This is a genomic window from Flagellimonas lutimaris (assembly GCF_051494225.1).
In the GTDB taxonomy this organism is placed as follows: Bacteria; Bacteroidota; Bacteroidia; order Flavobacteriales; family Flavobacteriaceae; genus Flagellimonas; species Flagellimonas lutimaris_A.
The window spans coordinates 425,145-450,457 of the sequence record NZ_JBNPYE010000002.1 but is presented as its reverse complement, the minus strand read 5'-3'; the positions used below and the strand labels follow the sequence as shown (position 1 = coordinate 450,457).

The window sequence follows — 25,313 nt, the reverse complement described above, 5'->3', positions numbered from 1 at the left end:
AAACAAAAACATCAGTCTTTACGCCGATGTTATTTTTCAACCTCCAATAAAATTGGACAATGATCACTGTGTTTGGCTTCGGACAAAATCACGGAACGCTTTAACCTATCTTCTAAGGGTTCCGCCACCATACCATAGTCCAAACGCCAGCCTTTATTATTGGCCCGTGCATTGGCTCGGTAACTCCACCAGGTATAATTGTCAGGTTCCTTGTTGAAATGTCTGAAACTATCAATAAAACCACTTTTCATAAAATCACCTATCCATTCGCGCTCTACGGGCAAAAATCCAGAAACATTTTTGTTCCGAACAGGGTCGTGGATATCAATCGCTTCATGACAAATATTATAGTCCCCACAAACAATAAGATTGGGGCGTTCTTTTCGAAGTTCCTCCGAATACTTTTGAAAATCGTCCATGTAGGTCAATTTAAAATCCAAACGATCCATATTGGTTCCAGAAGGCAAATACATGCTCATCACGGACAAATCACCAAAATCGGCACGGATATTACGTCCTTCATGGTCCATGTAATCTATTCCTGTTCCGAACTCTACATGGTCCGGCTCATGTTTACAAAGTAAAGCCACTCCACTATATCCTTTTTTCTGGGCGCTGAACCAATAGTTGTGCGAATACCCAGCTTCTTCAAAAAGAGAAGTATCTACTTGTTCTTCCATGGCTTTAGTCTCTTGTAAACAGACCACGTCAGGACTTACAGACTCCAACCATTCAATGAATCCCTTCTTCAAGGCCGCCCTAATACCATTTACATTGTAGGATACAATTTTCATAAACGCAAATTTGTTCAAAAATAGCTATTGTAAACGGCTCCCTAAAATTGAATTTTCCAATAGGCATATCAATGAAAAGAATCAAAGTGTTCTTTCTTGATGTTTTGCCGTAATTTTAGAAAAATTTCATCCTCATGACCGCACTTCTTTTGATTGACATCCAACGTGGACTCCAAGAAATGGAGTATTATGGCACAGAAAGAAACAATCCAGAGGCAGAAGAAAATTGTGGTAGACTACTAAGTTATTTCAGAAAAAAACAATTACCCATTTTCCATGTAAAACATAATTCCACAAACCTTAGCTCACCACTGCATCCCAGTAAAATGGGCAACGATTTTCATCCAGAAGTACAACCCATAATCAACGAACCTATATTTGAAAAAACGGTGAACAGCGCTTTTATAGGAACTGATTTAGAAGCACGATTAAAAGCACAAGGCATTTCCGACTTGGTTATTGCAGGGCTCACCATTGAGCATTGCATTTCCACTTCAGTTCGGATGGCCTCAAATTTGGGCTTCAACGTAGTTTTGGTTTCAGATGCCACTGCGGCATTTGATAAAATTGGGTACGATGGCAATACATACAGTGCAGATGTTATTTTTCACGCTGAATTGGCAAATTTAAAAGATGAATTTGCTCAAATTATGAACACCCAAACACTATTGAACAACCTTACCAATTAGTTCCTATTTTTATGGTCTCACAAAAAACCCCGTAATGATTCGATATATACTCATTCTATTTTTTTGCTGTTTGAACTTTTTCCTTGGGCATGCCCAAACCAAACCACTAAAAATTGGCATCGCGGGTCTTACCCATACCCATGTGCATTGGATTTTGGGTAGAGAGGATATTGGTGATATAGAAATTGTTGGTATCGCGGAATCCAATAGGGAATTGGCACAACGTTATGCAGATCAACATGGTTTTTCCATGGATTTGGTCTATAATAGTTTGGAAGAAATGATTTCGGCCACCAAACCTGAAGCTGTTACCGCATTTGGGACCATTTATGACCATTTGGAGGTCGTACAAACTTGTGCTCCCAAAGGAATTCATGTAATGGTTGAAAAACCGCTTGCTGTAAATATGGGGCATGCAAAAAAAATGAAAACGTTAGCAGAAAAATATGGCATCCATTTGTTAACCAATTACGAAACAACTTGGTACCCCTCAAACCATAGGGCCAAAGAACTGCTTGATAATGGAAAAATTGGCGATTTGCGCAAGGTAATTGTTCGCGATGGTCATCGGGGGCCGGTAAAAATCGGTGTGAATCAAGAATTTTTGGATTGGCTACAGGACCCAGTGCTCAATGGAGGTGGGGCCATAACAGATTTTGGATGTTATGGGGCCAATTTAATGACTTGGCTTAAAAAGGGAGCAAAGCCCAATACTGTAACCGCTGTTACCCAACAACTTCAAGCCAACAATAACCCCAATGTGGACGATGATGCCACGATAATACTTACATATAACGATTGCCAAGCTATCCTGGAACCTTCATGGAACTGGCCTATCGGAAGAAAAGATATGGAGCTTTATGGCCTCACAGGGGCGATTTATGCCGACAACCGAAATACCCTTCGCATTCGGATTGCCGAGGGTTATGATGGATTCCATGAAGAACAAATCACCCTTGAAGAACGTACTCAACCCCATAACGACCCATTTTCTTTATTTGCGGCCGTGATAAGGGGCAATATTAGTTTAGGCCCTAACGACCTTTCTTCTCTGGAAAACAATATGACGGTTGTTGAAATACTGGATGCAGCCCGAGAAAGTGCAAAAAAAGGAAAAACAGTCACCCTAAAAAATTAACCTCACTTACTTTGAAACTATCCCATCAAAATACAAATGGATTTTTGCTTGGTCTACTTTTGTGTTGTTTCCATACCATTAAAGCGCAAAACACTACAAAAGATTCCATAACCCAATTGGATGAAGTGGTCTTGATCCAAGATGCCATTCCTAAAAAAGCAACAGGAATTACTTCTTCATCAAAAATAGCTGCTCAAACATTTGAACGGTTCAATCCTACGGATATCCCATCTGCCATCAATCAAATTTCAGGTGTTTATATCCTTTCGGGAGCCATCAACACCAACCGAATCACTATTCGGGGCATCGGAGCAAGAACTCCCTACGGAACCAATAAACTCCGAATGTACTTTAACGGTATTCCAGTGACCAATGGTACGGGTTCCTCTACGATTGAGGCCTACGATTTTGAGAATTTAGGTGCGGTAGAGGTCATTAAAGGTCCAAAGGCCACGGCTTATGGTGCCAATCTCGGCGGTGCTATTCTATTGGATACTAAGGCTTCCCTTCAAGACAAGACCCAACTCATCAATTCATTCACGATGGGGTCTTACAATATGCTCAAGGATAACCTTACCTTTTCTCATTCGGAAGATGGTTTCGATTTGAGCTTTAGCTATAACCATTTAGAAACCGATGGCTTTAGACAGAACAGTCAGTTTCAACGTGATGGCTTATTATTGAACACCCAGTTCCGGACGGGACAAAAAAGCAGTATGGCACTTTTAGTGAATTATATTGACTATACAGCTCATATTCCAAGTTCCATCAACCAGACCGATTTTGAGGAAGATCCCACACGTGCCGCAGCAAATTGGTTGGCAGCACAAGGTTATGAAGCCAACAAATACATTTTGACTGGGCTATCATACACCTATCAATTTTCAGAATCTCTTCAAAATACTACCAGTGTTTTCTATACCTACTTGGATCATTACGAACCGAGACCTTTCAATATTTTGGATGAGTTTACCAATGGATTTGGTCTTCGGAGTCGATTTAAAGGCAATTGGGGAAAAGCAGACTTCACCTTTGGTGGCGAATACTACAAAGACGAATACCATTGGGGCACTTTTGAGAATCTGTACGAAGAAAATGATGGCAATGGGAGCTTGCAAGGAACACAACTGAGCGACAATACGGAATTCCGAAGACAGTTCAATCTTTTTGGAACCCTGACCTATCCTATCATAACTCTACTTTCTGCCCAAGTCGGACTCAATTTGAACAAGACCCATTATGATTTTAGAGATTTGTTCAATCAAGGGGAAAGCAATGCTTCGGCCAAGCGTAATTTTGATGCTATATTGTTGCCAAACCTAGGACTCAACTATCAATTGAAAAACGGAGATATTTATGCCAATATGAGTAGAGGTTTTTCCAATCCAAGCTTGGAAGAAACTCTAACCCCAGACGGAATCATTAACCCAGATATTGCGCAGGAAACTGGAGTGAACTATGAGTTGGGTGCAGAATGGATTCTATTTAATAAAAGGTTATCTACAAACCTCGCATTATATCGAATGAACGTAAAAAATCTACTGGTGGCCCAACGTGTAGGAGAGGACCAATATATAGGCAGAAATGCGGGAAAGACACGTCACCAAGGGCTTGAGCTTGACGTACAATATAGAGGAAAAATATCTCAGGCCATTAGATTTTCACCTTACTTAAGTTACACCTTGAATGACCATAGTTTTGTTGATTTTGTGGATGGGGACAATGACTATTCAGGCAATCCACTTACAGGAGTGCCAAAACATCGGTTGAGCTCGGGAATTGATTTTAGGCATACCAATGGTTTACAGCTTAACCTGACACACCAATTTGTGGGTGAAATTCCCATGACCGATGCCAATTCCATCAGTAGCGATTCCTTTAATGTGTTCCATGCCAAGCTAGGGTTCCGAACCGCTATTTCATCTCATGTCAATTTGGGATTGAATGCCGGAATCAATAATATTTTTGATAGCAATTATGCCCAATCCGTATTGATCAATGCGTTTGGTTTCGGTGGCGCACAGCCCAGATATTATTACCCAGGCAATGGACGCAATTATTTTGGAGGATTGCAACTAAACTATGTTTTTTGATTGATTGTGCTCAAAAGTTTCATTTATCTTTAAAATCAAAACAGGCTGACCATGAATGAAATAGAGCAATACATTTCTAAATTTCCCGAAGAAGTACAACACCACTTGCAAGAGATTCGGAAAATCATCAAAATAGCGGCTCCAGAGGCAGTGGAACTTTTGGCATACGGCATGCCGGGATACAAGACATACGGCAAACCCTTGGTTTATTTTGCTGGTTACAAGAATCACATCGGATTCTATGCCACGCCTTCGGGACATGAACAATTTGCTGCAGAATTGTCCCAATATAAACAGGGTAAGGGTTCGGTGCAGTTTCCATTAGATCGGCCCATGCCGTATGACCTCATCAAAAAAATTGTGGTGTTCAGAGTGGAAGAGAATTTACGGAACCGTAAAAAATAGATCCGAGAATTGGATTACCATGGTTAAAAAGAAAAACATAATCGGAATCTGTGGAAGTGCCAGTCGGAATTCGGCAAATCTGGCCATCCTTCAATATTTGGCACAATTGGGAAAAACCGAATTTGATTTTCACATATGGGATGATTTGGCACAGTTACCACATTTCAGAACAGAATTTACCGATACAAATGTACCTGAAGAAATCGTTCCCTTCAGAAATCAAATTGCCAATGCGGATGGGATCATTATCTGTACACCCGAGTATGTTTTCAGTATTCCCAGCGGGCTTAAAAATGCCATTGAATGGTGTGTGGCCACTGTTGTTTTTACCGATAAGCCCATCGGACTGATTACCGCTTCTGCTAGTGGCGAAAAAGGGCATGAAGAACTAAAATTGATTATGAAAACCGTTCAAACCATCTTTACAGAAGACACCACTCTTCTTATCCAAGGAATAAAAGGAAAGATAAATGCAGAGGGGGAAATTACGGATCATGAAACAGAAAGGAAATTGAAAAAATTCATGAGATCATTCAAAGAATTGACAAAAACCAATACTCATTAACCAACACAAAGTCTAAACTTCAAATATGCTCCCTAGCATCCAAACCTCCCCCCAAACCAAATTAGTGGGTCAAAAAATGACCATGTCCTTTGCACAAGATCAGACCCTTGAACTTTGGCAGAACTTTGCCCCAAGAAAAAAGGAAATCAAAAACATCGTGAATTCTGATTTGTATTCCGTCGAAATTTATCCCACCACCACATTTTTTCAAAATTTTGACCCCACCCAAGAATTTGAAAAATGGGCGGCCATAGCTGTATCTGAAATTGAAATGATTCCTCTTGGCATGAATTCTATGACTCTACCCGAAGGTCAATATGCCGTATTTAATTATAAAGGAAAACCAAGCGAAATAAAAGACACTTTCCAATATATTTATGGAGAATGGCTACCCGACTCCGAATATGAAATGGATGCAAGACCCTACTTTGCCCTGATGGGTGAAAAATACAAAGGAGAACATCCGGATTCTGAAGAGGAATTTTGGATTCCCATCAAGGAAAAGTGATTCATTTTTCAGGTTTTGCAAAAATACATTGGGATAGCTTCTTGAGTTTATGTGTTATCTTTGGTAGCATTGCTAATACCAACAAAACAACCAAAACCAACCTCAAAAATGAGAAAATCACTTCTGCTTAGCCTCGCCATTGTATTAATTTCTTCAGCGGCCTTTGCACAAAAAGACAAGAAAAAAATCATTGCCGACCTAGATGCCAAAAAAGACCATTACAAAGAAATTGCCAAGGAACTTTGGACCAATCCAGAGCTTGGCTATTTGGAAGAAAACAGTTCTGCCTTACTGCAATCAGAATTAGAAAAAGAAGGGTTCACCATTGAAAAAGAAGTAGCAGGAATCCCAACAGCATTCACGGCAACCTATGGTTCAGGAAGTCCAGTGATTGGAGTGCTAGGTGAATTTGATGCCCTTCCCGGCATGTCTCAAGATGCCGTTCCTTTTAGAAAAGCAAGAGTAGCCGGAGCTCCTGGGCAAGCATGTGGCCACCACTTGTTTGGAACAGGCTCCATGGCAGCTGCCATTGCCGCCAAAGATTATTTAAAAGAGTCTGGCAAATCGGGTACTGTTCGTTTTTACGGAACACCTGCCGAAGAAGGAGGCTCTGGAAAAGTATACATGGTCCGTGCAGGTCTTTTTGATGATGTGGATGCCATTGTTTCTTGGCATGCAGGTGATAGGAATGCATCCAACCCTAGTACCAATCTGGCCACTATTTCCGGTAAGTTCCGATTTACAGGAAAGTCCTCACATGCCGCAATGGCACCAGAATTGGGCCGTTCCGCTTTGGACGGCGTAGAAGGAATGAACGATTTGGTGAACATGTTGCGCGAGCACACTACCGAATCAACCCGTATCCATTACGTCATCACCAAAGGTGGAGACGCTCCCAACATTGTCCCAAAAGAAGCTGAAGTATACTACGTAATTCGCCACTCTAACAGAAAAGAAGTTAAAGCTGTTTGGGACCGTGTAGTTAAAGCTGCAGAAGGTGCTGCTCTTGGAACTGAAACCGAAATGACCTACGAGATTATCGGTGGAACTTATGAGAAACTACCGAATGAACCGCTTTCCAAAATAATGCACAATAACATGACTCTTGTCGGTGGTGTGGAATACACTCCGGAGGACATTGAGTTCGCCAAAGAAATTCAAAAAACTTTAGGAGTTCCCAAACCCATTGAAAGCGCTGGTGAAATTCAACCAATGAAGTTTACCTATGGTAAAGCTTCCGCAGATACGGGCGATGTGAGCTGGAACGCTCCAACAGCAGCGGTAAATACGGCCACTTGGGTGCCCGGAACACCTGCACACAGTTGGCAAGCCGTAGCCGCTGGAGGAACCGATATTGGTTTTAAAGGGATGATGGTGGCTGCCAAAACCATAGCTTTATCTGCCATGGACCTGTTCAAAAACCCGAAACTTTTGGATGCCGTAAAAGCCGATTTCAATAAAAGAAGAGGTTCCGATTTTAAATACGAAGCTTTATTGGGTGATAGAAAGCCTGCATTAGATTACAGAAAAAACTAAAAACAATGAAAACAAACCTTCTCTTTTTCCTTGCCTTATTGGCCTTAATTGGATGTAAACAAAACGTAGAACCCACAATTAAAAACGAAGTCTCAAAGTTCGAGCACGATGTAAACACAGGGCCCAAACCTTGGACCAGCGAAACATTTGAACCCACGGAGGACGATTTTACGTTTGCCATTATCTCTGACCTCAACGGAGGGGAAAGGGAAGGCGTTTATATCACAGCCGTTGAGCAATTGAACATGCTCGACCCCACTTTTGTGCTCAGTGTGGGCGATTTAATTGATGGCGGTACCGAGGATACAACTCAACTTAAAAAAGAGTGGGATTCTTTTGATGATCGGACCGCAAAATTGAACATGCCCTTTTTCCATTTAGGAGGCAATCACGACCTTACCAATCCCGTGATGCGTGAGTTCTGGAAAAACCGTTTTGGGCCCCGCTACTATCATTTTATATATGAAGACGTTTTGTTTTTAATGATGGACTCCGAAGATTATGAAGAAGAACGCATGATGGAAATCTATAAAGCCCGAGCTAAAGCATTAAAAATCATTGATGGCGAAATTGAAGGCACTTATGAAGAGTCGGAATATTACCACATGCCAGAACGTAGAATAGGTGGGATGAGCCAAGCTCAACTGGATTACTTTACAGAAGTGCTGGAAGCTAATCCCAATGTAAAATGGACTTTTGTCCTTATGCATAAACCACTTTGGATGCGCGAAGACGAAAAAGGTCTCGGACCTTTGGAAGATGTATTGTCCGACCGTGAATACACCGTAATTAACGGGCATTTCCACTCCTTTTCCAACCAAATGCGCAAAGGACATAGCTATACCATTTTGGGCACCACGGGTGGAAGTCAGAATCCGCAGGACTCTATGGCTTTTGATCATGTAAGTTTGGTTCGCATGGCCAAAAAGCCAGTGATTACCCACTTAAAAATGGAGGGCATCCTGAACGAACAGGGTACCATCCCTTCGGGCCAATAAGCTTTTTGGTTATCTTTAAAAACATTACCCTCAAAACCACAGACACTTCATGAAAAAATTTACCATCCTTTGTTTCGCATTTTTGTTCGTTGGAACCCTTTCCGCACAAACAGACCAGGAGAAAGCCGCTGCCACGGTAAACGAGAACACCATAAAAAGCCACATCTACTTTTTGGCCGACGATCTTTTGGAAGGTAGGGCTTCAGGAACTCGGGGCAATAAAATTGCAGCCAGTTATTTGGCCAATGAATTGCGTAGGAATGGAGCTCAGCCCGTTCCCGAAACCGATTCGTATTACCAAAAATTTGATTTGATACAAACCGGTGCCCCAAATTATATGGAGCTCAGTTTAAATGGAACAACCTACCCTTTATTGGCCGCTTTTACCATGCCGGAAATTGACCAATCCGGTGAAGCCGTGTTTTTGGGTTATGGTACCGAGAACGATTTTAAAAGCATGGACGTTTCCGGTGCAATGGTGGTTGTGCTGGGAGGAAGTGAGGCAGGGCAAGACCCTGGCCAAATGTTCCGTAGCAGTAGGGAAAAGGTGAAACGTGCCAAGGACGCCGGAGCCAAAGGTCTTTTGGAACTGGTACAGTTTGATGAAGCCATGTGGACCCGACTGAAACATTACATCGGTGGAAGTACCCAAGTTAAAAATCCCGATGAAAACACGGAGACTGCCGAAATGCCCCATGCTTGGGTGAACACCAAAACCGATGACCCAGGTTTTGTCAAAGACATGCAGCTATTGTACAGTCTTGCATCGGACGGGCAGTCCAAGACCACTTTGCATACCCAAAACGTGGTGGGCATGATCGAAGGTTCGGACCCAAAACTGAAAAACGAATATGTGATCTATTCCGCACATTACGATCATATTGGTATTGGCCAACCCAATGCCGAAGGCGATTCCATTTACAACGGAGCACGCGACAATGCCATTGGGGTCACCGCTGTACTTTCGATGGCTGAAAACTTGGGCAAATACCCTACCAAACGTTCGGCCCTGTTCATTTTATTCACAGCGGAGGAAAAAGGCTTGTTGGGCAGTAAATATTATGCGGACCATCCCATGATTCCGCTAAACCAAATGTCCTATTGCTTTAATACCGATGGTGGCGGATATAACGATACTTCTTTGGCCACCATTATCGGTTTGGAGCGTACCTCGGCCCAACCCTTGATCGAAAAAGGGGCTTCCACATTTGGCCTAAAGGCCATTGGCGACCCAGCTCCCGAACAAGGACTTTTTGACCGCAGCGATAATGTGAGTTTTGCCCAAAAAGGAGTTCCTGCCCCTACCTACTCCACCGGGTTCAGTAGTTTTAACGACGAAATCTTTAAATACTACCATCAGGCTGCTGATGAGGCCGACTCTTTGGATTACGGCTACCTCTTAAAATTTTACCAAGGCTATGTATACACCGGGCGGTTGATTGCCAACACCCCAGACACCCTATTTTGGAATGCTGGCGACAAATACGAGGAAGCTGGGAAGGCGTTGTATGGGATGAAGTAGTGATTACCCCCTAAACACCTGTTTATCAATAAATAGTTTTGAAAAATGAATTATTATTTAGATATTTGTCTAAATAACTAAACAAAGTAAATGAATTCGCTGTTCAAGGCCCTGAATGATACAACCCGTAGGCAAATCGTGGAACTGCTCAAGGAAAAGGACATGAACGCGGGGGAGATCGCCGAACGGTTCAACATTTCCAAGCCCAGTATTTCACACCACTTGGACATACTGCGCCAAGCCAACCTGGTTACCAGCGAAAAAAAGGGACAATTTGTGGAATACTCCCTTAACACCACCATTTTGGAAGATTTGCTCAATTGGATACTAACCTTAAAGAAATAATTATGAATCTAAAAAAGGAACTCCCGCTGATCGGTATTGTGCTACTCCCCTTTCTGTATTTGGCCTATGTGTGGAACCAATTGCCCGAGCAGGTACCCTTGCACTACAACATTACGGGCGAAGCGGACCGCTACGGTGATAAATCGGAATTGATCCTGATTCCCATTTTGTTACCTGTATTGATTTATGCTATCTTTTTGGTAGTGCCATACATCGACCCAAAAAAGCAGATCCAAAAAATGGGGAACAAATACCAATCCCTTAAACTGATCCTTACTACATTTATGTCGGTGCTGGCCCTGTTCATCATCCATACTACCAAAACAGGTAGTTTTGGGAACCCGAACACCATGTTCCTTATCCTTGGGGTGATGTACGTGATCCTGGGCAACTACTTCAAGACCATAAAGGCCAATTACTTTATCGGCATCCGTACCCCGTGGACGCTCGAAAGCGAATCCATATGGAAGGAGACCCACAGATTGGGAGGCAAGGTCTGGTTCATAGGTGGTCTTTTGGTAATCGTTTGCAGTTTACTATTGAAAAATGAGGTGAATACCAAGATGTTTTTGACCATCACTTTAGTTATTGTCTTGATCCCCGTCATATATTCCTATCTGTTATACAGAAAACAGCAAAAATCGACCTAAAAAGCCATATTAATGTTTTAATTTTAGGGTAACAAACCTTAAAAAAGGAGCATGGTCGTAAAGAACAGCTTTTTGATCTTTAAAAGTGATTTCAAGCACCGAACTTGGCTGGACTGGATTCAATCCAACATTGTAGTTGCCCCACCTCCCTTTCACTACAAGGGGTCGATTACCTTTAATGCGAGTGGCATCACCTTTGTGGGCTACGACATCTTTCACGACGAAGAAATACAGTTCAACATTCCCAAAGAAGAGATAGAACAATTGTACTATGGCTATGACGACACTTTTAAAACATTCAACACCCAGGACAATGAGAACTCCTGGGCCCCAATCCGTTTTAAGTTTGCACACGAAAACGACCTCTATCTCATCTCCGAGTTCAATGGCATTTATTCGGCCAACGAGGAACTTTTTGAGGAATTAAAAATGTGGTTGTCCTAAAACTTCTTTTGAGGCGTAATCCGTATCTTAGAAACCAATTCCACGATACCATGACAAAGCACCTCTTTCTATTTTTATCATTGATGGTCCTGGCAGCCTGTTCCGAAAAGCAACCCAAAGAAGTAAGTTCTGTGGACCCCGTGAATTGGAATAACCGCACTGCAACCATTTCGGAACAAGATTCTTTGGTGAATGGCACTTCGTATCTGTCTGTATATTCCGAGATTTATAGTGAAACGGAACATCGTACCCATAACCTCACCAGTACCATCAGTATGCGGAACACCAACCTTAAGGATACCATATACATTAATAAAGCAGAATATTTTGATACCAAGGGCACACCAATAAGAACCTATTTTGATAAGCCCATTTACATCAGACCCATGGAAACCGTGGAGATTGTGATTGATGAAAAAGACCAGTCCGGTGGAACTGGTGCCAACTTCCTTTTTCAATGGTCCATAAAACCCAACTCCCACGAACCCTATTTTGAAGGTGTCATGATTTCAACATCGGGACAACAAGGACTTTCCTTCACTACCCAAGGCCACAGAGTGGATTAGATCTCCCAAGGGTTACAAATGTCATAGTTTTACTCCTCGAATTATAGTATCTTGTCTATCAATTTCGGGAAAAATATTTGTTCCCCCTACGCACAAAAAACTACACTATGACCGATTTACAAATCGCCAAAGGTGTTTCTTTGAAACACATCTCCACCATTGCAGAAAAATTTGGAATCGACCCTGAGAACATCGAAATGTTTGGGAAATACAAGGCAAAGCTTCCATTGAAAGCCATAAATCGAAAAAAAGCACAAGAAAGTAACCTTATTTTGGTCTCGGCCATTTCGCCCACTCCAGCTGGAGAAGGAAAAACGACCATGTCCATCGGACTTTCCGAAGGGTTAAATCGATTGGGCAAAAAATCCACAGTAGTTTTACGCGAGCCCTCCTTAGGACCTGTTTTCGGGATAAAAGGAGGTGCAACTGGAGGTGGCTATTCCCAAGTATTGCCCATGGAGGACATCAACCTACATTTTACGGGTGATTTTGCAGCCATTGAAAAGGCACACAACCTATTATCGGCCATTATTGACAACAATATTCAGAGTAAGACCAATTCCGTACTCTTGGACCCTCGAACCATTGGTTGGAAACGAGTAATGGACATGAACGACCGTTCCCTCCGTCATATAATCGTGGGACTTGGAGGTACTACTTCGGGAATACCAAGGGAAACCGGTTTTGATATTACGGCCGCTTCGGAAATCATGGCCATACTCTGCTTGGCCGAAAGCCTGAGTGACCTAAAAAAGCGATTGGGAAACATATTTGTGGGGTATACCTACGACAAAAGACCTATCTATGCCAAAGACTTAAAGGCTGAAGGTGCCATGGCAGCCTTATTAAAAGATGCCATTAAACCCAATTTGGTACAAACCATTGAAGGGAACCCGGCCATTATTCACGGAGGTCCTTTTGCCAATATTGCCCAAGGAACCAATTCAGTGATCGCTACCTTGATGGGGATGTCATATTCTGATTACACCGTAACAGAAGCCGGTTTCGGCTTTGATTTGGGAGCTGAAAAATTCTTTGATATCAAATGTCAAAGTGCAGGATTGAAACCCAAGGCCGTAGTACTTACCACCACTATACGAGCGTTGAAATATCACGGGGGTGCGGATTTAAAATCCTTGACAGAACCCAATGTGGAAGCTTTGAAAAAAGGGCTCCCCAATTTGGAAAAACATTTGGAAAACATTGCCAAGTTCCACGTGGTTCCCGTAATTTCCATCAATCGGTTTGTTTCGGACACCGATGAAGAAATTGCGGCAATCAAAGCATTAGCGGTATCAAAAGGTGTTCGAGTAGCCGTTGCCAATGTTTGGGAGAAGGGCGGTGAAGGTGCAGAAGATTTGGCCAAATCAGTTATTGAAATCGTAGAATCCAATGCTTCGGAATTCAAACCACTTTATGATTGGAAATCAACTGTAAAAGACAAAATAGCAACCATTGCTACCGAAATTTATGGTGCAGAATACGTGGATTATACCTCCAAAGCCAAAGCTGATTTAAGAAAAATTACTGACCTTGGTCTAGATCAATTGCCCGTTTGTATTGCAAAAACCCAAAAATCCTTGTCAGACAATCCAAAACTGTTGGGCAGACCCAAGGATTTTATCATTACGGTGCGAGAGATTGAAATTGCCGTTGGCGCTGGTTTCTTGATTCCGATAACGGGTAACATTATGCGCATGCCCGGATTGCCAGCGCATCCAGCTTCCGAAGGAATCGACATCAATGATGATGGTGAAATTACGGGCTTGTTCTAAACCTTAGATTTTCTGTAACCAATAGCGCATATCCACTTCTTTGGAGATGATATCCTTCACCTCTGAAAGTTTCACACGACTTTGCTCCATGGTATCTCTATGCCTAATGGTAACCGTTTCGTCTTCCAATGTTTGATGGTCAACCGTGACACAGAATGGTGTTCCTACCGCATCTTGGCGACGGTAACGACGACCTACCGCATCCTTTTCATCATAATCCACATTAAAATCCCATTTTAGGTCATCCACCAATTTTTGGGCAACTTCGGGGAGACCGTCCCTTTTCAACAATGGAAGTACAGCTACCTTGTTAGGCGCAAGAACTGCTGGAATCTTAAGTACAGTACGCGTTGAACCATTTTCAAGTTCCTCTTCTTGCAATGAATTGGAGAAAACCGCCAAGAACATACGATCTAATCCTATGGAAGTTTCCAACACATAAGGGGTATAACTCTTGTTTTCCTCATGGTCAAAATATTGGAGTTTTTTACCTGAGAATTCCTCATGCTTGCTCAAATCGAAATCGGTACGGGAATGTATTCCCTCCAACTCCTTGAATCCGAAAGGGAACTTAAATTCGATATCCGCAGCGGCATCGGCATAGTGGGCCAATTTTTCATGGTCGTGGAAACGGTAATTGTCCTCACCCATTCCAAGGGAAAGATGCCATTTCATACGTTTTTCCTTCCAAGCTTCATACCACTCCATTTGGGTGCCTGGTTTTATAAAGAATTGCATTTCCATCTGTTCAAATTCCCGCATACGGAAGATAAACTGACGGGCTACGATCTCGTTACGGAAGGCTTTACCTGTCTGGGCAATCCCAAACGGAATCTTCATCCTTCCAGTTTTCTGAACGTTCAAAAAGTTGACAAATATACCTTGTGCTGTTTCTGGACGAAGGTACAGGTCCATGGCACTATCGGCAGATGCTCCCAACTTTGTTCCAAACATTAGGTTGAACTGCTTGACATCTGTCCAGTTTTTAGATCCTGAAAGTGGACATGCAATCTCCAATTCCTCGATCAAAGCCTTTACATCGGCCAAATCTTCATTTTCGAGAGATTTTCCCATACGTTTTAGGATACTATCAGCTTTTTCCTGATAGCTGATTACCCTATTATTGGTCGCAAGGAATTGTTCTTTGTCAAAGCTATCGCCAAATCGTTTGGCAGCCTTTTTTACCTCTTTTTCAATCTTGGCTTCAATCTTGGCTACATAATCCTCGATTAAAACATCGGCACGGTATCTTTTTTTGGAATCCTTGTTATCAATCAAAGGGTCGTTAAAGGCATCCACGTGGCCCGAGGCCTTCCAAGTAGTTGGATGCATAAATATGGCGGCATCGATACCAACAATGTTCTCGTTGAGCTGCACCATGGCCTTCCACCAATATTCGCGAATGTTCTTCTTTAGCTCAGCTCCGTTTTGACCGTAGTCGTAAACTGCACTGAGTCCATCATAAATCTCACTGGATTGAAATACATATCCGTATTCCTTTGCGTGGGAGATAACCTTCTTAAAAATGTCTTCCTGATTTGCCATTGGGCAAAAATAGAATTTTACCCAAAAAGAAGTATGCTATTTCAGTTGAAATTCAGTAGAAGCCAACAATCTTTCGTCTTCAAAGACATTTAGGGTATAAATTCCCTCGGGCAGAGAGCCTTCTGGAACAGTGATGGCATCACAAATACTGATTTCCTTTCCAGTATATATAATCTCCACTTTTTTACTGTAAGTGTTCCCACTTACTGAAATAGTACTGGCATTATCCTCGATAACCCCCATGTTTGGACCCAAAAACTGAAGATACAGCACTTTAATGTCCCCATCCGAATTGGGGTCACTTAGAACGGTGACACACCCCCTCAGCTTCTCCACTACTGAAGCCTTATTGGTCTTGATGGGTCTGCCTGCCCTTAACCTAAATCCGCTACCTTCGGCATCCTGCAATTTTAAATAGCTTTTTATTCGGAGTTCCCTAGTAAGTTCCTTATTGGTCTCGCGCAGCAAAGATTCTGTCTGTTGCATGTTGTTGGCCCTGCCCCGCAGTTCTTCCAACTGTTTTAAGGTTTCATCGTACTTACTTGCCAATAAGCTATTGTTGTATCGAAGAAAGTTGTTCTTGAGCTTTAGGCTGTCAAAACGCAGTTCCAATTTGCGAAGTTCCTTTCTGGTTTCTTTTAATTTGGTAATACTGAAGTTTAACCTACCCACAGAATCGAGCAGTTGTTGTACCCTGAATCGAGAGGTTTGTAACTCAATTTCGTTTACCTCATTAAGACCTGATAAACGATCAACCTCAGCTCTCATCAATGTTAAATCTTTTACTAAAAGCCCCTTTTCCTCTTCCAAATAAATCATTTGGTTTTTGGATTGTGCGTAGCTGTAATAAAAGGCAATAAGAATCCCCACAATAACCGCTGCCATTGCGGCAAAGATAATCTTGTAGTTGAAATTGTTATCTTGGGGGTTCATGAGATTGACAGACTACTCTAAAAATGTAAAAGATTTGACACCAAAAAGGTTGGCTAAGATAATAAACGAGATTAACAACATCCTATTGCCAAGGGTATGTTTTGGATGTAATGCCCAATTATATGGTGGAGAATACATTTTGTGTGCCGTTTGTCGACACGATGTGCCACTCACCGATCATAACTATCTGGAAGAAAATGAAGTGGACCGTATATTTTATGGTAGAATTCCTATTGAAAAAGCTGCTTCTTTTGTGTTTTTTTCAAAAAATGGACTTGTAAAAAATTTATTGCATTGGCTCAAATACAAAAATCAGGAGCAAATTGGAAGCTTTTTTGGAGATTGGTGTGGTGCCCGTTTAAAAGAGGATGGACATCTCAACTACATTGATGCCGTTGTTCCAGTTCCTTTACACCCTAAAAAACAAAAAAAGCGAGGTTATAACCAAGTTGCTCAATTTGCTCTTAAGATTGCAGAAAATATAGGAGCAGAATATTGTGATGATTGGCTGATTAAAGTAAAGAACATAAAAACCCAGACCAAAAAAGGTCGACAATGGCGGTGGAAAAGTTCAAAAGATGCCTTTAAACTAGATACTTCAAAAAGCCGGACATTTAAACATGTGCTTTTGGTGGACGATGTTATTACTACGGGAGCAACCATTGAATCCTGTGCACAAACACTTCTCCAACAAAAAAACATGGAGGTTTCGGTATTGAGTATGGCCATGGTACCAGAGGGTTAAAATTTATTAATGCGGTATCCCAGTTTTCAAATTAGTTGTTTCTTTGTTCCACATTATTTTTAGGCATGGTGCACTTAAAAAAATCGTTGGGACTTCTTTTTTTCGCTTTCATGGCCCTGGCCTTATGGCAATGTGCCAAACGAGGTACTCCCAGCGGTGGCCCAAAAGACGTTACACCTCCAAGACTGTTAAGGACCGAACCCGAAAATTTTTCCACCAATTTTAAGGCAAAAAAAATACGCCTCTATTTTGATGAACTCATCAAGTTGGAAGATGTACAGAACCAATTAGTGGTGTCACCCCCATTTAAGCACCCGGCCGAAATAATCCCTATGGGTACGCCCAGCAAATATATTGAGGTAGTAATCAAGGATACTCTCCGAGAAAATACCACATACACCATTAATTTTGGACAAAGTATTGTTGACAATAACGAAGGTAACCCGAATAGTTTCTTGAGTTATGTGTTCTCCACTGGGGATTATCTTGACTCACTTACACTCTCTGGTGCGGTAAAAGATGCTATCAACAGAAAAGTAGATGACTTTATTAGCGTTATGCTCTATGAAATGGATAGTACATACAACGATTCTATCATTTATAAACAACCGCCATTATATATTACCAATACAGGGGATAGTTTGCCCCTTTTTGAGTTAAGAAACCTGAAAGCGGGAAAATATGCATTGTTTGGCCTAAAAGATGTAAACAAGAACAACATGTTCGACCAAGGACAGGATAAAATTGGCTTTATCGAGGATACTGTTTCAATTCCAACCGATTCAATATATTTATTGAATCTGTTCAGGGAACAGTTGAATTACAAACTTTCCGTTCCAAGTTTCGTGGCCAAAAACAAGATTATATTTGGGTATCAGGGGGATTATAGGGATTTTAATATTGAAACCTTGACTTCGCTACCCGACTCCGTTAGGACCAAAATCTTAAAAGAAAGGGACAAGGACACCCTTAATTATTGGTTTACCCCTACCGATATGGATTCCATCATATTTACGGTCAGGAATAGTAAAGTACAAGCAATTGATACTTTTACGGTTAAACTCCGTGACCTCCCTATGGATTCACTAAAACTATCTACCTCGGTTAGCGGAAAAATTAATTTTGAGGACACTTTCTGTATTTTGGCCAATACGCCCGTTACAAAATTGGATACTAGCAATATTTCGTTGAATGTGAGCGATTCCATTCCTGTAAGATACACCTATGCATTGGACACTTTAAAAAACAAAATTGATTTTGATTTTGAAAAAGAGCCCAATCAAAAATATTCCTTTTCGTTATTGCCAGGGGCCATTACCGATTTCTTTGGCGTTAAAAATGATACATTGGCCTACAATTTATCCACAGGCAGCCTTGCAGATTATGGTACTTTAAGAATGGTTCTTGGTGGTGATATAACCTTTCCTGTAATTGTACAATTGACCAATGAAAAAGGAGAAGTACAACGAGAGATCATTGCTTCTGAATCCAAAATTTTCGAATTCAATAATTTAGATCCGGGCAACTATATAGCACGTGTTATCTTGGATGAAAATGGAAACGGCAAATTGGACACAGGAAACTATCTCGAAAAAATCCAGCCTGAAAGAGTAAGCTATTATCCAGGTGTTATTGAAATTAGGGCCAACTGGGAAAAGGAAGAAACCTTTATTCTATCAAACTAAAACGGTCCCTATCTTCTAAAAACTTTAGTTTTTTTCGGGTCGACTCAATATGTTCTTTGTCCAACGTTGCATATAGTATTTCTTCTTCCTTGGAAAATGCCATTGGTTCCCCAAGCACATCATATACACCGGAATGACCGGGGTATTCAAATCCCAATTCGTCATTCCCTATCCTGTTCACTCCAATACAATAGGCCATGTTTTCTATTGCCCTTGCTTTTAAGAGCGTATCCCAAGCATTGATTCTTTTTTTGGGCCAATTGGCCACATAGATCAGTACATCATAATCTTCCGTATTTCTGGCCCAAACCGGAAACCTGAGATCATAGCAGATCATGGGACAAATTTTGAATCCTTTGTATTCAAAAATGAGTTTTTTACTGCCTGCTTCGTAAACTTCATCTTCACCTGCCAAGGTAAAAGTGTGTTTTTTATCATACGTTTCTATCTCTCCTTCTGATGAAATAAAATATAAACGGTTGAAGAATTTCCCATCTTCCTGGAAAATGATGCTTCCAATAAGTGCTACCTTGTGATCTTGTGCCACTCGCTTCATCCATTTTACCGTGCCTTCTCCTTCGGATATGACAATGTTATTTGGTTCCATGGTGAAACCCGTTGTGAACATTTCAGGCAATATGATCAAATCTATATTATCGGGAATGCTACCTATCTTTTCTTCAAACATATTCCGATTGCTAACCGGGTCTTCCCAGTATAAATCCGACTGAATCAAGGCAATGTTCAAAGTTGTGGGCATCTAGTATTTTTTTAAAATTTCTTCCATTTCCTTATTTCCTTGCTCTAAAACCAAGTCCATCGCTGTTTTTCCTCTGGTATCTTTTACAGAGGCATCAGCACCATTTTTTAGGAGGAGTTCAGCGATATCTTTTCGATTGAAGGTTACAGCGTAGATGAGGCAAGTTGCACCCATGGCATTTTTTTGACCGACATTGGCCCCAGCACCAATCAATTTTTGTGCAATGCTGGTAAACCCTTTGAAGCAAACACCCATTAGAGCAGTATTTCCTGAACCGTCCAGAGCGTCCACTTGGGCTCCTTTGTTCAATAAAAGTTCTACAATGTCCTCATGCCCATAATAAGCCGCCAACAATAATGGGGTGGAACCCCTTTCGTCTTTGGTCTCCAGAAATTTTGGATTGTTTTCCAATAGGTTCTCAACGGATTGTGAGTTCCCATTACGTATTTGATCGAAGAGTTCTTCTTTTTGGTTCATAGCTATGTGAAAGTTATAAAAAAACTGCCACAACCTTATGGGTTATGGCAGCATTTGAAATTAATTTTCTTTTTCTATTTTTTTACTCTGAATGGATTAATTAATCCAAATCAAAGCGATCTAGGTTCATTACTTTGGTCCACGCAGCAACAAAGTCTTTTATAAACTTGTCTTGGGAATCTGCGCAACCATAAACCTCAGCGATAGCTCTAAGCTCAGAATTAGACCCAAAAATTAGATCTACGCGAGTTCCGGTCCATTTTACTTCTCCTGTTTTTCGGTCTCTGCCTTCGAACACTTGCTCATCACCAGAAACATCTTTCCATTCTGTTCCCAAATCCAAAAGATTTACAAAAAAGTCGTTGGTCAATGCTTCAGATTTATCTGTAAAGACACCATGTTTGGATCCATCTTGGTTAGCACCCATCATTCTCATACCTCCAACAAGGACGGTCATTTCGGGGGCAGTCAAGGTCATAAGTTGAGCTTTGTCCACCAACAATTCTTCAGTAGGAACACTGAACTTCATTTTTGTGAAGTTTCTAAAGCCATCGGCTAGTGGCTCTAAAGCCTCAAAAGCCTCTATATCAGTTTTTTCAGCCGAAGCGTCTGTTCTACCTGGAGTAAATGGAACAGTAATATTTTTACCAGCATTTTTTGCTGCTTTTTCAACGGCAGCAGATCCCCCTAGTACAATTAAATCGGCCAAGGATATCTTTTTACCACCAGATTGTGCTTGGTTGAACTCATCCTTAATGCCTTCCAATGTATCCAATACTTTTTTCAGCTGTGCAGGATTGTTTACTTCCCATTGATTTTGAGGAGCCAAGCGTACGCGCGCTCCATTGGCACCTCCACGCTTATCAGAATTCCGATATGTGGAAGCTGAAACCCAAGCAGTGCTTACCAATTCTGAAATACTCAAACCAGAAGCTAGAATATTGGACTTTAAATCTGCTATATCCTCATCATCAACCAAATCATGGTCTACTGCAGGAACTGGGTCTTGCCAAATCAATTCTTCTTGAGGTACTTCTGGTCCTAAATATCGAGAAACAGGTCCCATATCACGGTGCGTCAGCTTATACCAAGCACGGGCATAGGCATCTGCAAACTCCTCGGGGTTTTCCAAGAAGTGTCTGGAGATTTTCTCATATTCTGGGTCAAAACGAAGTGAAAGATCCGTAGTCAGCATAAAAGGCGCGTGCTTTTTGTTGGGGTCATGAGCATCTGGCACTGTTCCCGCGCCAGCGTTTCCTTTAGGTTTCCATTGGTGTGCTCCAGCCGGACTCTTCGTCAATTCCCATTCGTAGTTGAACAAGTTGTTCAAAAAGGTGTGGCTCCATTTTGTTGGAGTATCGGTCCAAGCTCCTTCCAAACCACTAGTAATGGTATCAGAGCCTTTTCCTGTTCCAAAATTATTCTTCCAACCCAATCCTTGCATCTCTATAGGAGCTCCTGCCGGTTCTGGTTCCAAATATTCTGCATCGGAAGCGGCACCGTGGGTTTTACCAAAGGTATGTCCTCCTGCAATAAGGGCTACTGTTTCATAATCATTCATTGCCATACGACCGAAGGTCTCCCTTATATAGTGGGCCGCTTCAACAGGGTCTGGATTGGCATTATGTCCTTCAGGGTTAACGTATATCAATCCCATGTGCGCAGCGCCCATTTGCTTTTCGAGCTCTCCGTCCTCATTGTATCGATCTTTATTGTCCAACCATTCATTTTCCGAGCCCCAATAAATATCTTCTTCGGGTTGCCATATATCCTCACGGCCACCAGCAAAACCGAACATTTTCAATCCCATGGTTTCATGGGCAACATTACCTGCCAAAATCATAAGATCGGCCCAAGAAATCTTTTTACCATATTTCTGTTTGATAGGCCAAAGCAACAATCTTGCCTTATCCAGATTGGCATTATCGGGCCAACTGTTCAGTGGAGCAAAACGTTGGTTGCCGGTACCTCCTCCACCTCTACCATCCGAGATTCGGTAAGTTCCTGCACTGTGCCATGCCATACGAATAAAAAACGGTCCGTAATGTCCATAATCTGCTGGCCACCAATCTTGGCTATCGGTCATTAAATCCGCCAAATCTTTCTTTACAGCCTCCAAATCCAAAGATTTAAATTCTTTAGCATAATCAAAATCTTCATCCATTGGATTGGCAAGAGATGAATGTTGTCTAAGTATATTTAGATTCAACATATTGGGCCACCAATCGCGGTTGGAAGTACCCCCACCTGCAGCTTGGTTAAGTTCGCCATTTAAAAATGGGCACATGCCTTCATCTGCGCCATTTGCTATTTCTTTACTCATGATAGTATGTTGTTTAAAATTAGATTTTTAGTCAACTTAAAAATACGAAAATGTTAGTTGTTTGTATAGAGGTTTGATATTAAAATACTATTAAAACATAGTTGTTATCTATAGAACCAAATAGAATAAATTGGAAACTTCAATCACTTGGCTTTTCTTAACATTAATTGGCAAAGACTTTCCATAAAAGAAGGGGTTCTTTCTTTAATTTTGAATAATTCTTAAAAAAGAGACACTATGAAACTCATTAAATCTATTCTAGTAATTGCAGTGCTTTTGGTTGGCACAAGTACTATTGCACAGAATAAAAAAGATAGAAAGATTATGGCCGATGCGGAAAAGGCCAAAACCACCTTATTGGAGACAAGCTCAGGTTTGGAACGCTTTTTTAATGAATCGGCCGGGTATGTCATCTTTCCTAATGTTGGGAAAGGTGGTTTTATTATCGGTGGTGCATCGGGTAATGGTGTAGTTTACGAAAAGGGCAATGCCATTGGTATGGCCGACCTTAAAAAATTAAATATTGGACTACAAGCTGGTGGGCAAGCTATTATTGAGGTGATTTTCTTTGAGACCAATGTGGACCTGCAACGTTTTAAAACCGAGAAATTCCAATTTGCGGCAGAAACCTCTGCGGTTGCCTTGAAATCTGGAATTGCATTTGAGGCCAAATACAAAGATGGCGTAGCTGTTTTCGCCCTGCCCAAAGCGGGCCTTATGGCCGATGCTTCGGTAGGTGGGCAAAAATTTAAGTATAAAGCTTTTTAAATCAGACACCCCTTAAAAAGGGGTGTTTTATTATAATTAAAATTGGAATCGTATTCCAAGTCCCAAATCAAAATCAAAACCATCCCCATAGTCATCCTGTTCTCCAAAACCAAATTCGGGACGAGCATCCAACGACAATAATAGCGGAATTTTAAAATTATATTCAATGCCTATATTTCCTGCCGCCAATACAAATGTATTGGACCCAAAGTTTTTATAATCAACATTTCCTATTCCCCCACCTGCGCCAACATACCAATGAATAGAATTGTCCAATGGCATTACCCATTGGTACAAGCCGACTGCTTTAAAAGCATCATAAACATCTTTTTCCCTTCTTATCCCCAAATCAAACTCCAATCTTTTTGCATCAGTAAGGCCCAATTGATAACTGATCTCAGCTCCAAGAGAGTCAAATCCATCATCATCGCCAATACGCACTCCAAGTGCATTTTTTGAAATCCGCTGCGCTTCACAATGTAAACCAAGGGCAAAGACAAATAACAACGTTAGTACAAGTGTTCTCATAATTTTAGTTTTAAGGTTGTAGTTCAATTTACGTATTTTTTTAACAATTAACTACAACCTTCTGATTGTCTGATGTTTGGTAAAATTTACTGTTTGTTTTTTAGTTTACTTTGTTTGGAAGAAAAACACAATGCATTGGTACCCCTTCTTATTCTCACTCCCGCTGACCAGGTGTAAAATCCTCAGGGGCATTTTGGGGTAAATCCGTGGTGCCAGCTTCGCCCGAATCGTTAAAAATGGTCCATTCACTAAAAGTGTAAACAGGATTTCCATCCAAAATATCTAAATTACGAACGGCACGCCCATCCTCAAATTCATGATTGGTTCCCGAACCATCTTCTCCAACTATTCCAAACACATCGATTACGGTTCCAAAAGGGTCTACCAGCTCCAAATTATCATCTCCATTGGAATCAGCAGGACTGTTGGTGGAAACGCCTAAATCGGGAGCAAATCCATAGACCAGTTCAAATTCTGCTGCATTGGGAGAAATTACCAAAGTACTTTCTGGTCCAACAATCAAACCTGACAAATCAATAGTGGAACTTACCTCAGTATTATCGTTGGTATATCTACGGAGGGTCCAAAGGTTCAAATCCAAAGGCTCGGATGTCGAATTATACAGTTCTACAAAACGGGCACTAGAATTATTGTCGGGGTCGGCCATTTCAGAAATAAAGATTTGATTGGATGTAAACTCAGTAATAATCTCCGGGCATCGCTCTTCTGTGAAATTTACGTCTTCCAACGTTCGTATTATCAACTGAGGAGTGTCTCCATCCTTGGTTAAAATTGCCGTGAGCGTGCCATTTGATTCGGGCAATAGTTCGTCTTGAAAATCGGCATAACCACTATTTAAAAGCGTAATCTCATTTTCTTCGCAATCCAAAAGCGTTCGTTCAGTTTCTTCTTGGGCAACGGCGTAGGTTTCGTCTAGAATATCTTCTTCAAACTCTATACCATCCAGTTGGACTAATATGTTTGATGGCAACTCTTCAATTTCGGGAATGGTGGTAATCAATGGTTCTGGAGGCCCTTGTTCATCGCAAGACACAAAAAGATGGTCAAAAACTTTCCCCGAGGGCAATCTTCCTATCGAAAGATTCCCAAAAGAGGAGAAAACACTACCGATTCTGATGTTGCTACCTCTTTTACCAAGATAGAGGTCTTTCAGTTTCACCAAAACTTTGCTTCCCTCCGGAAACCATAAGTGGGATTCCCTCAAATCAATTTCCAGTTGAATTCCTTTTGATGGATTGCTCAATGCATCTTGCAGGTAAAGTACCCCGAAAAAATTCCCGGCTCGGTCTGATGAAATCACGTAGCCTTCCAACATCAAATCGTCTTGAATCTGAATCACGTCATCTTGCACCAATGCATCCAACTCGTCAAAAGTAATATTGGCGGAAATGTCGGTCGTGCAATTATTCTTCCGCATGTCAAATTCCCTACCATCTGCACAACTTAAAAAAGTGGCTAAAGCAATAATTAAAACGGTTTTAAAAATCAAATTTTGCATAA

At 41.4% G+C, this 25,313-nt stretch carries 25 protein-coding genes; 17 read left to right on the top strand and 8 right to left on the bottom strand.

What is annotated here, in order from left to right; all coding sequences use genetic code 11:
• Positions 1–29 precede the first annotated feature (29 nt).
• The gene (locus tag ACQQ5U_RS07230; protein WP_437396346.1) at positions 30–794 is read right to left on the bottom strand and encodes an exodeoxyribonuclease III; all 765 of its coding nucleotides are present in this window, start codon (positions 792–794) and stop codon (positions 30–32) included.
• Between the two features lie 134 nt (positions 795–928).
• On the opposite strand from ACQQ5U_RS07230, the gene ACQQ5U_RS07225 reads away from it, so the two are divergent.
• The 14 genes from ACQQ5U_RS07225 to ACQQ5U_RS07160 all read left to right on the top strand — a co-directional run bounded on the left by ACQQ5U_RS07225 (position 929) and on the right by ACQQ5U_RS07160 (position 14,028).
• Positions 929–1,483, top strand: coding sequence for a cysteine hydrolase family protein (locus tag ACQQ5U_RS07225; protein WP_437396344.1), 555 nt, complete (start codon positions 929–931; stop codon positions 1,481–1,483).
• Positions 1,484–1,517: 34 nt separating this feature from the next.
• Positions 1,518–2,621, top strand: a complete 1,104-nt coding sequence (locus ACQQ5U_RS07220) for a Gfo/Idh/MocA family protein (protein ID WP_437396342.1) — start codon at positions 1,518–1,520, stop codon at positions 2,619–2,621.
• 11 nt (positions 2,622–2,632) lie between these two features.
• Positions 2,633–4,714 (top strand): TonB-dependent receptor family protein, encoded by a 2,082-nt coding sequence (locus ACQQ5U_RS07215; RefSeq protein WP_437396340.1) that lies wholly within the window; start codon positions 2,633–2,635, stop codon positions 4,712–4,714.
• Between the two features lie 51 nt (positions 4,715–4,765).
• A complete protein-coding gene (locus ACQQ5U_RS07210; protein ID WP_437396338.1) occupies positions 4,766–5,119 on the top strand; it encodes an iron chaperone in 354 nt (117 codons plus the stop codon).
• Positions 5,120–5,138: 19 nt separating this feature from the next.
• Positions 5,139–5,684, top strand: coding sequence for an NADPH-dependent FMN reductase (locus ACQQ5U_RS07205; RefSeq protein WP_437396336.1), 546 nt, complete (start codon positions 5,139–5,141; stop codon positions 5,682–5,684).
• Positions 5,685–5,709: 25 nt separating this feature from the next.
• Positions 5,710–6,192 (top strand): GyrI-like domain-containing protein, encoded by a 483-nt coding sequence (locus ACQQ5U_RS07200; protein ID WP_437396335.1) that lies wholly within the window; start codon positions 5,710–5,712, stop codon positions 6,190–6,192.
• Positions 6,193–6,300: 108 nt separating this feature from the next.
• Entirely contained in the window at positions 6,301–7,728 is a 1,428-nt protein-coding gene (locus tag ACQQ5U_RS07195) for an amidohydrolase (protein WP_437396333.1), read from the top strand.
• A gap of 5 nt (positions 7,729–7,733) precedes the next feature.
• Positions 7,734–8,726, top strand: a complete 993-nt coding sequence (locus ACQQ5U_RS07190; RefSeq protein WP_437396331.1) for a metallophosphoesterase family protein — start codon at positions 7,734–7,736, stop codon at positions 8,724–8,726.
• 49 nt (positions 8,727–8,775) lie between these two features.
• Positions 8,776–10,248, top strand: a complete 1,473-nt coding sequence (locus tag ACQQ5U_RS07185; protein ID WP_437396329.1) for a M28 family peptidase — start codon at positions 8,776–8,778, stop codon at positions 10,246–10,248.
• 90 nt (positions 10,249–10,338) lie between these two features.
• Positions 10,339–10,593 (top strand): autorepressor SdpR family transcription factor, encoded by a 255-nt coding sequence (locus tag ACQQ5U_RS07180; RefSeq protein WP_437396327.1) that lies wholly within the window; start codon positions 10,339–10,341, stop codon positions 10,591–10,593.
• 2 nt (positions 10,594–10,595) lie between these two features.
• On the top strand, positions 10,596–11,243 hold the full coding sequence (locus ACQQ5U_RS07175) for an SdpI family protein (protein WP_437396326.1): 648 nt from the start codon (positions 10,596–10,598) through the stop codon (positions 11,241–11,243).
• Between the two features lie 51 nt (positions 11,244–11,294).
• Entirely contained in the window at positions 11,295–11,687 is a 393-nt protein-coding gene (locus ACQQ5U_RS07170; protein ID WP_437396325.1) for a hypothetical protein, read from the top strand.
• Positions 11,688–11,737: 50 nt separating this feature from the next.
• Complete coding sequence (locus ACQQ5U_RS07165; RefSeq protein ID WP_437396323.1) at positions 11,738–12,253, top strand: DUF3124 domain-containing protein; 516 nt, start codon at positions 11,738–11,740, stop codon at positions 12,251–12,253.
• Positions 12,254–12,360: 107 nt separating this feature from the next.
• Positions 12,361–14,028, top strand: coding sequence for a formate--tetrahydrofolate ligase (locus tag ACQQ5U_RS07160; protein ID WP_437396321.1), 1,668 nt, complete (start codon positions 12,361–12,363; stop codon positions 14,026–14,028).
• Positions 14,029–14,031: 3 nt separating this feature from the next.
• On the opposite strand, the gene ACQQ5U_RS07155 is transcribed toward ACQQ5U_RS07160, so the two are convergent.
• Together ACQQ5U_RS07155 and ACQQ5U_RS07150 are read right to left on the bottom strand one after the other, a co-directional pair.
• Positions 14,032–15,573, bottom strand: a complete 1,542-nt coding sequence (locus tag ACQQ5U_RS07155; RefSeq protein WP_437396319.1) for a glycine--tRNA ligase — start codon at positions 15,571–15,573, stop codon at positions 14,032–14,034.
• Positions 15,574–15,609: 36 nt separating this feature from the next.
• Positions 15,610–16,506: a hypothetical protein gene (locus tag ACQQ5U_RS07150; protein WP_437396318.1), complete on the bottom strand. Its 897-nt coding sequence runs from the start codon at positions 16,504–16,506 to the stop codon at positions 15,610–15,612.
• Between ACQQ5U_RS07150 and ACQQ5U_RS07145 the strand changes: the two genes are divergently transcribed.
• Together ACQQ5U_RS07145 and ACQQ5U_RS07140 are read left to right on the top strand one after the other, a co-directional pair.
• Positions 16,505–17,251, top strand: a complete 747-nt coding sequence (locus ACQQ5U_RS07145) for a ComF family protein (RefSeq protein WP_437396316.1) — start codon at positions 16,505–16,507, stop codon at positions 17,249–17,251. The genes ACQQ5U_RS07150 and ACQQ5U_RS07145 overlap by 2 nt on opposite strands.
• 86 nt (positions 17,252–17,337) lie before the next feature.
• Positions 17,338–18,936, top strand: a complete 1,599-nt coding sequence (locus ACQQ5U_RS07140) for an Ig-like domain-containing protein (protein ID WP_437396314.1) — start codon at positions 17,338–17,340, stop codon at positions 18,934–18,936.
• Here the strand turns inward: ACQQ5U_RS07140 and ACQQ5U_RS07135 are convergent.
• The 3 genes from ACQQ5U_RS07135 to katG form a co-directional block, all read right to left on the bottom strand.
• Positions 18,920–19,696 carry a nitrilase family protein gene (locus tag ACQQ5U_RS07135; RefSeq protein WP_437396312.1) on the bottom strand — a complete coding sequence of 259 codons (777 nt, stop codon included), beginning with the start codon at positions 19,694–19,696 and terminating at the stop codon, positions 18,920–18,922. The genes ACQQ5U_RS07140 and ACQQ5U_RS07135 overlap by 17 nt on opposite strands.
• Positions 19,697–20,173 carry an ankyrin repeat domain-containing protein gene (locus ACQQ5U_RS07130; protein WP_437396310.1) on the bottom strand — a complete coding sequence of 159 codons (477 nt, stop codon included), beginning with the start codon at positions 20,171–20,173 and terminating at the stop codon, positions 19,697–19,699. It abuts the gene before it with no gap.
• A gap of 100 nt (positions 20,174–20,273) precedes the next feature.
• A complete protein-coding gene (gene katG, locus ACQQ5U_RS07125) occupies positions 20,274–22,496 on the bottom strand; it encodes a catalase/peroxidase HPI (protein ID WP_437396309.1) in 2,223 nt (740 codons plus the stop codon).
• 237 nt (positions 22,497–22,733) lie between these two features.
• Here katG and ACQQ5U_RS07120 point away from each other — a divergent pair, with 237 nt between their 5' ends.
• Complete coding sequence (locus ACQQ5U_RS07120; RefSeq protein ID WP_437396307.1) at positions 22,734–23,264, top strand: hypothetical protein; 531 nt, start codon at positions 22,734–22,736, stop codon at positions 23,262–23,264.
• Between the two features lie 36 nt (positions 23,265–23,300).
• On the opposite strand, the gene ACQQ5U_RS07115 is transcribed toward ACQQ5U_RS07120, so the two are convergent.
• Together ACQQ5U_RS07115 and ACQQ5U_RS07110 are read right to left on the bottom strand one after the other, a co-directional pair.
• Positions 23,301–23,792 carry a hypothetical protein gene (locus ACQQ5U_RS07115; protein WP_437396306.1) on the bottom strand — a complete coding sequence of 164 codons (492 nt, stop codon included), beginning with the start codon at positions 23,790–23,792 and terminating at the stop codon, positions 23,301–23,303.
• A 154-nt stretch (positions 23,793–23,946) separates the two neighbouring features.
• Positions 23,947–25,311, bottom strand: a complete 1,365-nt coding sequence (locus ACQQ5U_RS07110) for a DUF5689 domain-containing protein (RefSeq protein WP_437396304.1) — start codon at positions 25,309–25,311, stop codon at positions 23,947–23,949.
• Positions 25,312–25,313 lie beyond the last annotated feature (2 nt).

What these genes read in the sequence shown, in the direction of transcription:
- ACQQ5U_RS07230 (WP_437396346.1), bottom strand. Translation starts at nt 794, where the DNA reads ATGAAAATTGTATCCTACAATGTAAATGGTATTAGGGCGGCCTTGAAG.
- ACQQ5U_RS07225 (WP_437396344.1), top strand. Translation starts at nt 929, where the DNA reads ATGACCGCACTTCTTTTGATTGACATCCAACGTGGACTCCAAGAAATG.
- ACQQ5U_RS07220 (WP_437396342.1), top strand. Translation starts at nt 1,518, where the DNA reads ATGATTCGATATATACTCATTCTATTTTTTTGCTGTTTGAACTTTTTC.
- ACQQ5U_RS07210 (WP_437396338.1), top strand. Translation starts at nt 4,766, where the DNA reads ATGAATGAAATAGAGCAATACATTTCTAAATTTCCCGAAGAAGTACAA.
- ACQQ5U_RS07205 (WP_437396336.1), top strand. Translation starts at nt 5,139, where the DNA reads ATGGTTAAAAAGAAAAACATAATCGGAATCTGTGGAAGTGCCAGTCGG.
- ACQQ5U_RS07200 (WP_437396335.1), top strand. Translation starts at nt 5,710, where the DNA reads ATGCTCCCTAGCATCCAAACCTCCCCCCAAACCAAATTAGTGGGTCAA.
- ACQQ5U_RS07195 (WP_437396333.1), top strand. Translation starts at nt 6,301, where the DNA reads ATGAGAAAATCACTTCTGCTTAGCCTCGCCATTGTATTAATTTCTTCA.
- ACQQ5U_RS07190 (WP_437396331.1), top strand. Translation starts at nt 7,734, where the DNA reads ATGAAAACAAACCTTCTCTTTTTCCTTGCCTTATTGGCCTTAATTGGA.
- ACQQ5U_RS07185 (WP_437396329.1), top strand. Translation starts at nt 8,776, where the DNA reads ATGAAAAAATTTACCATCCTTTGTTTCGCATTTTTGTTCGTTGGAACC.
- ACQQ5U_RS07180 (WP_437396327.1), top strand. Translation starts at nt 10,339, where the DNA reads ATGAATTCGCTGTTCAAGGCCCTGAATGATACAACCCGTAGGCAAATC.
- ACQQ5U_RS07175 (WP_437396326.1), top strand. Translation starts at nt 10,596, where the DNA reads ATGAATCTAAAAAAGGAACTCCCGCTGATCGGTATTGTGCTACTCCCC.
- ACQQ5U_RS07170 (WP_437396325.1), top strand. Translation starts at nt 11,295, where the DNA reads ATGGTCGTAAAGAACAGCTTTTTGATCTTTAAAAGTGATTTCAAGCAC.
- ACQQ5U_RS07165 (WP_437396323.1), top strand. Translation starts at nt 11,738, where the DNA reads ATGACAAAGCACCTCTTTCTATTTTTATCATTGATGGTCCTGGCAGCC.
- ACQQ5U_RS07160 (WP_437396321.1), top strand. Translation starts at nt 12,361, where the DNA reads ATGACCGATTTACAAATCGCCAAAGGTGTTTCTTTGAAACACATCTCC.
- ACQQ5U_RS07155 (WP_437396319.1), bottom strand. Translation starts at nt 15,573, where the DNA reads ATGGCAAATCAGGAAGACATTTTTAAGAAGGTTATCTCCCACGCAAAG.
- ACQQ5U_RS07145 (WP_437396316.1), top strand. Translation starts at nt 16,505, where the DNA reads ATGAGATTGACAGACTACTCTAAAAATGTAAAAGATTTGACACCAAAA.
- ACQQ5U_RS07150 (WP_437396318.1), bottom strand. Translation starts at nt 16,506, where the DNA reads ATGAACCCCCAAGATAACAATTTCAACTACAAGATTATCTTTGCCGCA.
- ACQQ5U_RS07135 (WP_437396312.1), bottom strand. Translation starts at nt 19,696, where the DNA reads ATGCCCACAACTTTGAACATTGCCTTGATTCAGTCGGATTTATACTGG.
- ACQQ5U_RS07130 (WP_437396310.1), bottom strand. Translation starts at nt 20,173, where the DNA reads ATGAACCAAAAAGAAGAACTCTTCGATCAAATACGTAATGGGAACTCA.
- katG (WP_437396309.1), bottom strand. Translation starts at nt 22,496, where the DNA reads ATGAGTAAAGAAATAGCAAATGGCGCAGATGAAGGCATGTGCCCATTT.
- ACQQ5U_RS07120 (WP_437396307.1), top strand. Translation starts at nt 22,734, where the DNA reads ATGAAACTCATTAAATCTATTCTAGTAATTGCAGTGCTTTTGGTTGGC.
- ACQQ5U_RS07115 (WP_437396306.1), bottom strand. Translation starts at nt 23,792, where the DNA reads ATGAGAACACTTGTACTAACGTTGTTATTTGTCTTTGCCCTTGGTTTA.
- ACQQ5U_RS07110 (WP_437396304.1), bottom strand. Translation starts at nt 25,311, where the DNA reads ATGCAAAATTTGATTTTTAAAACCGTTTTAATTATTGCTTTAGCCACT.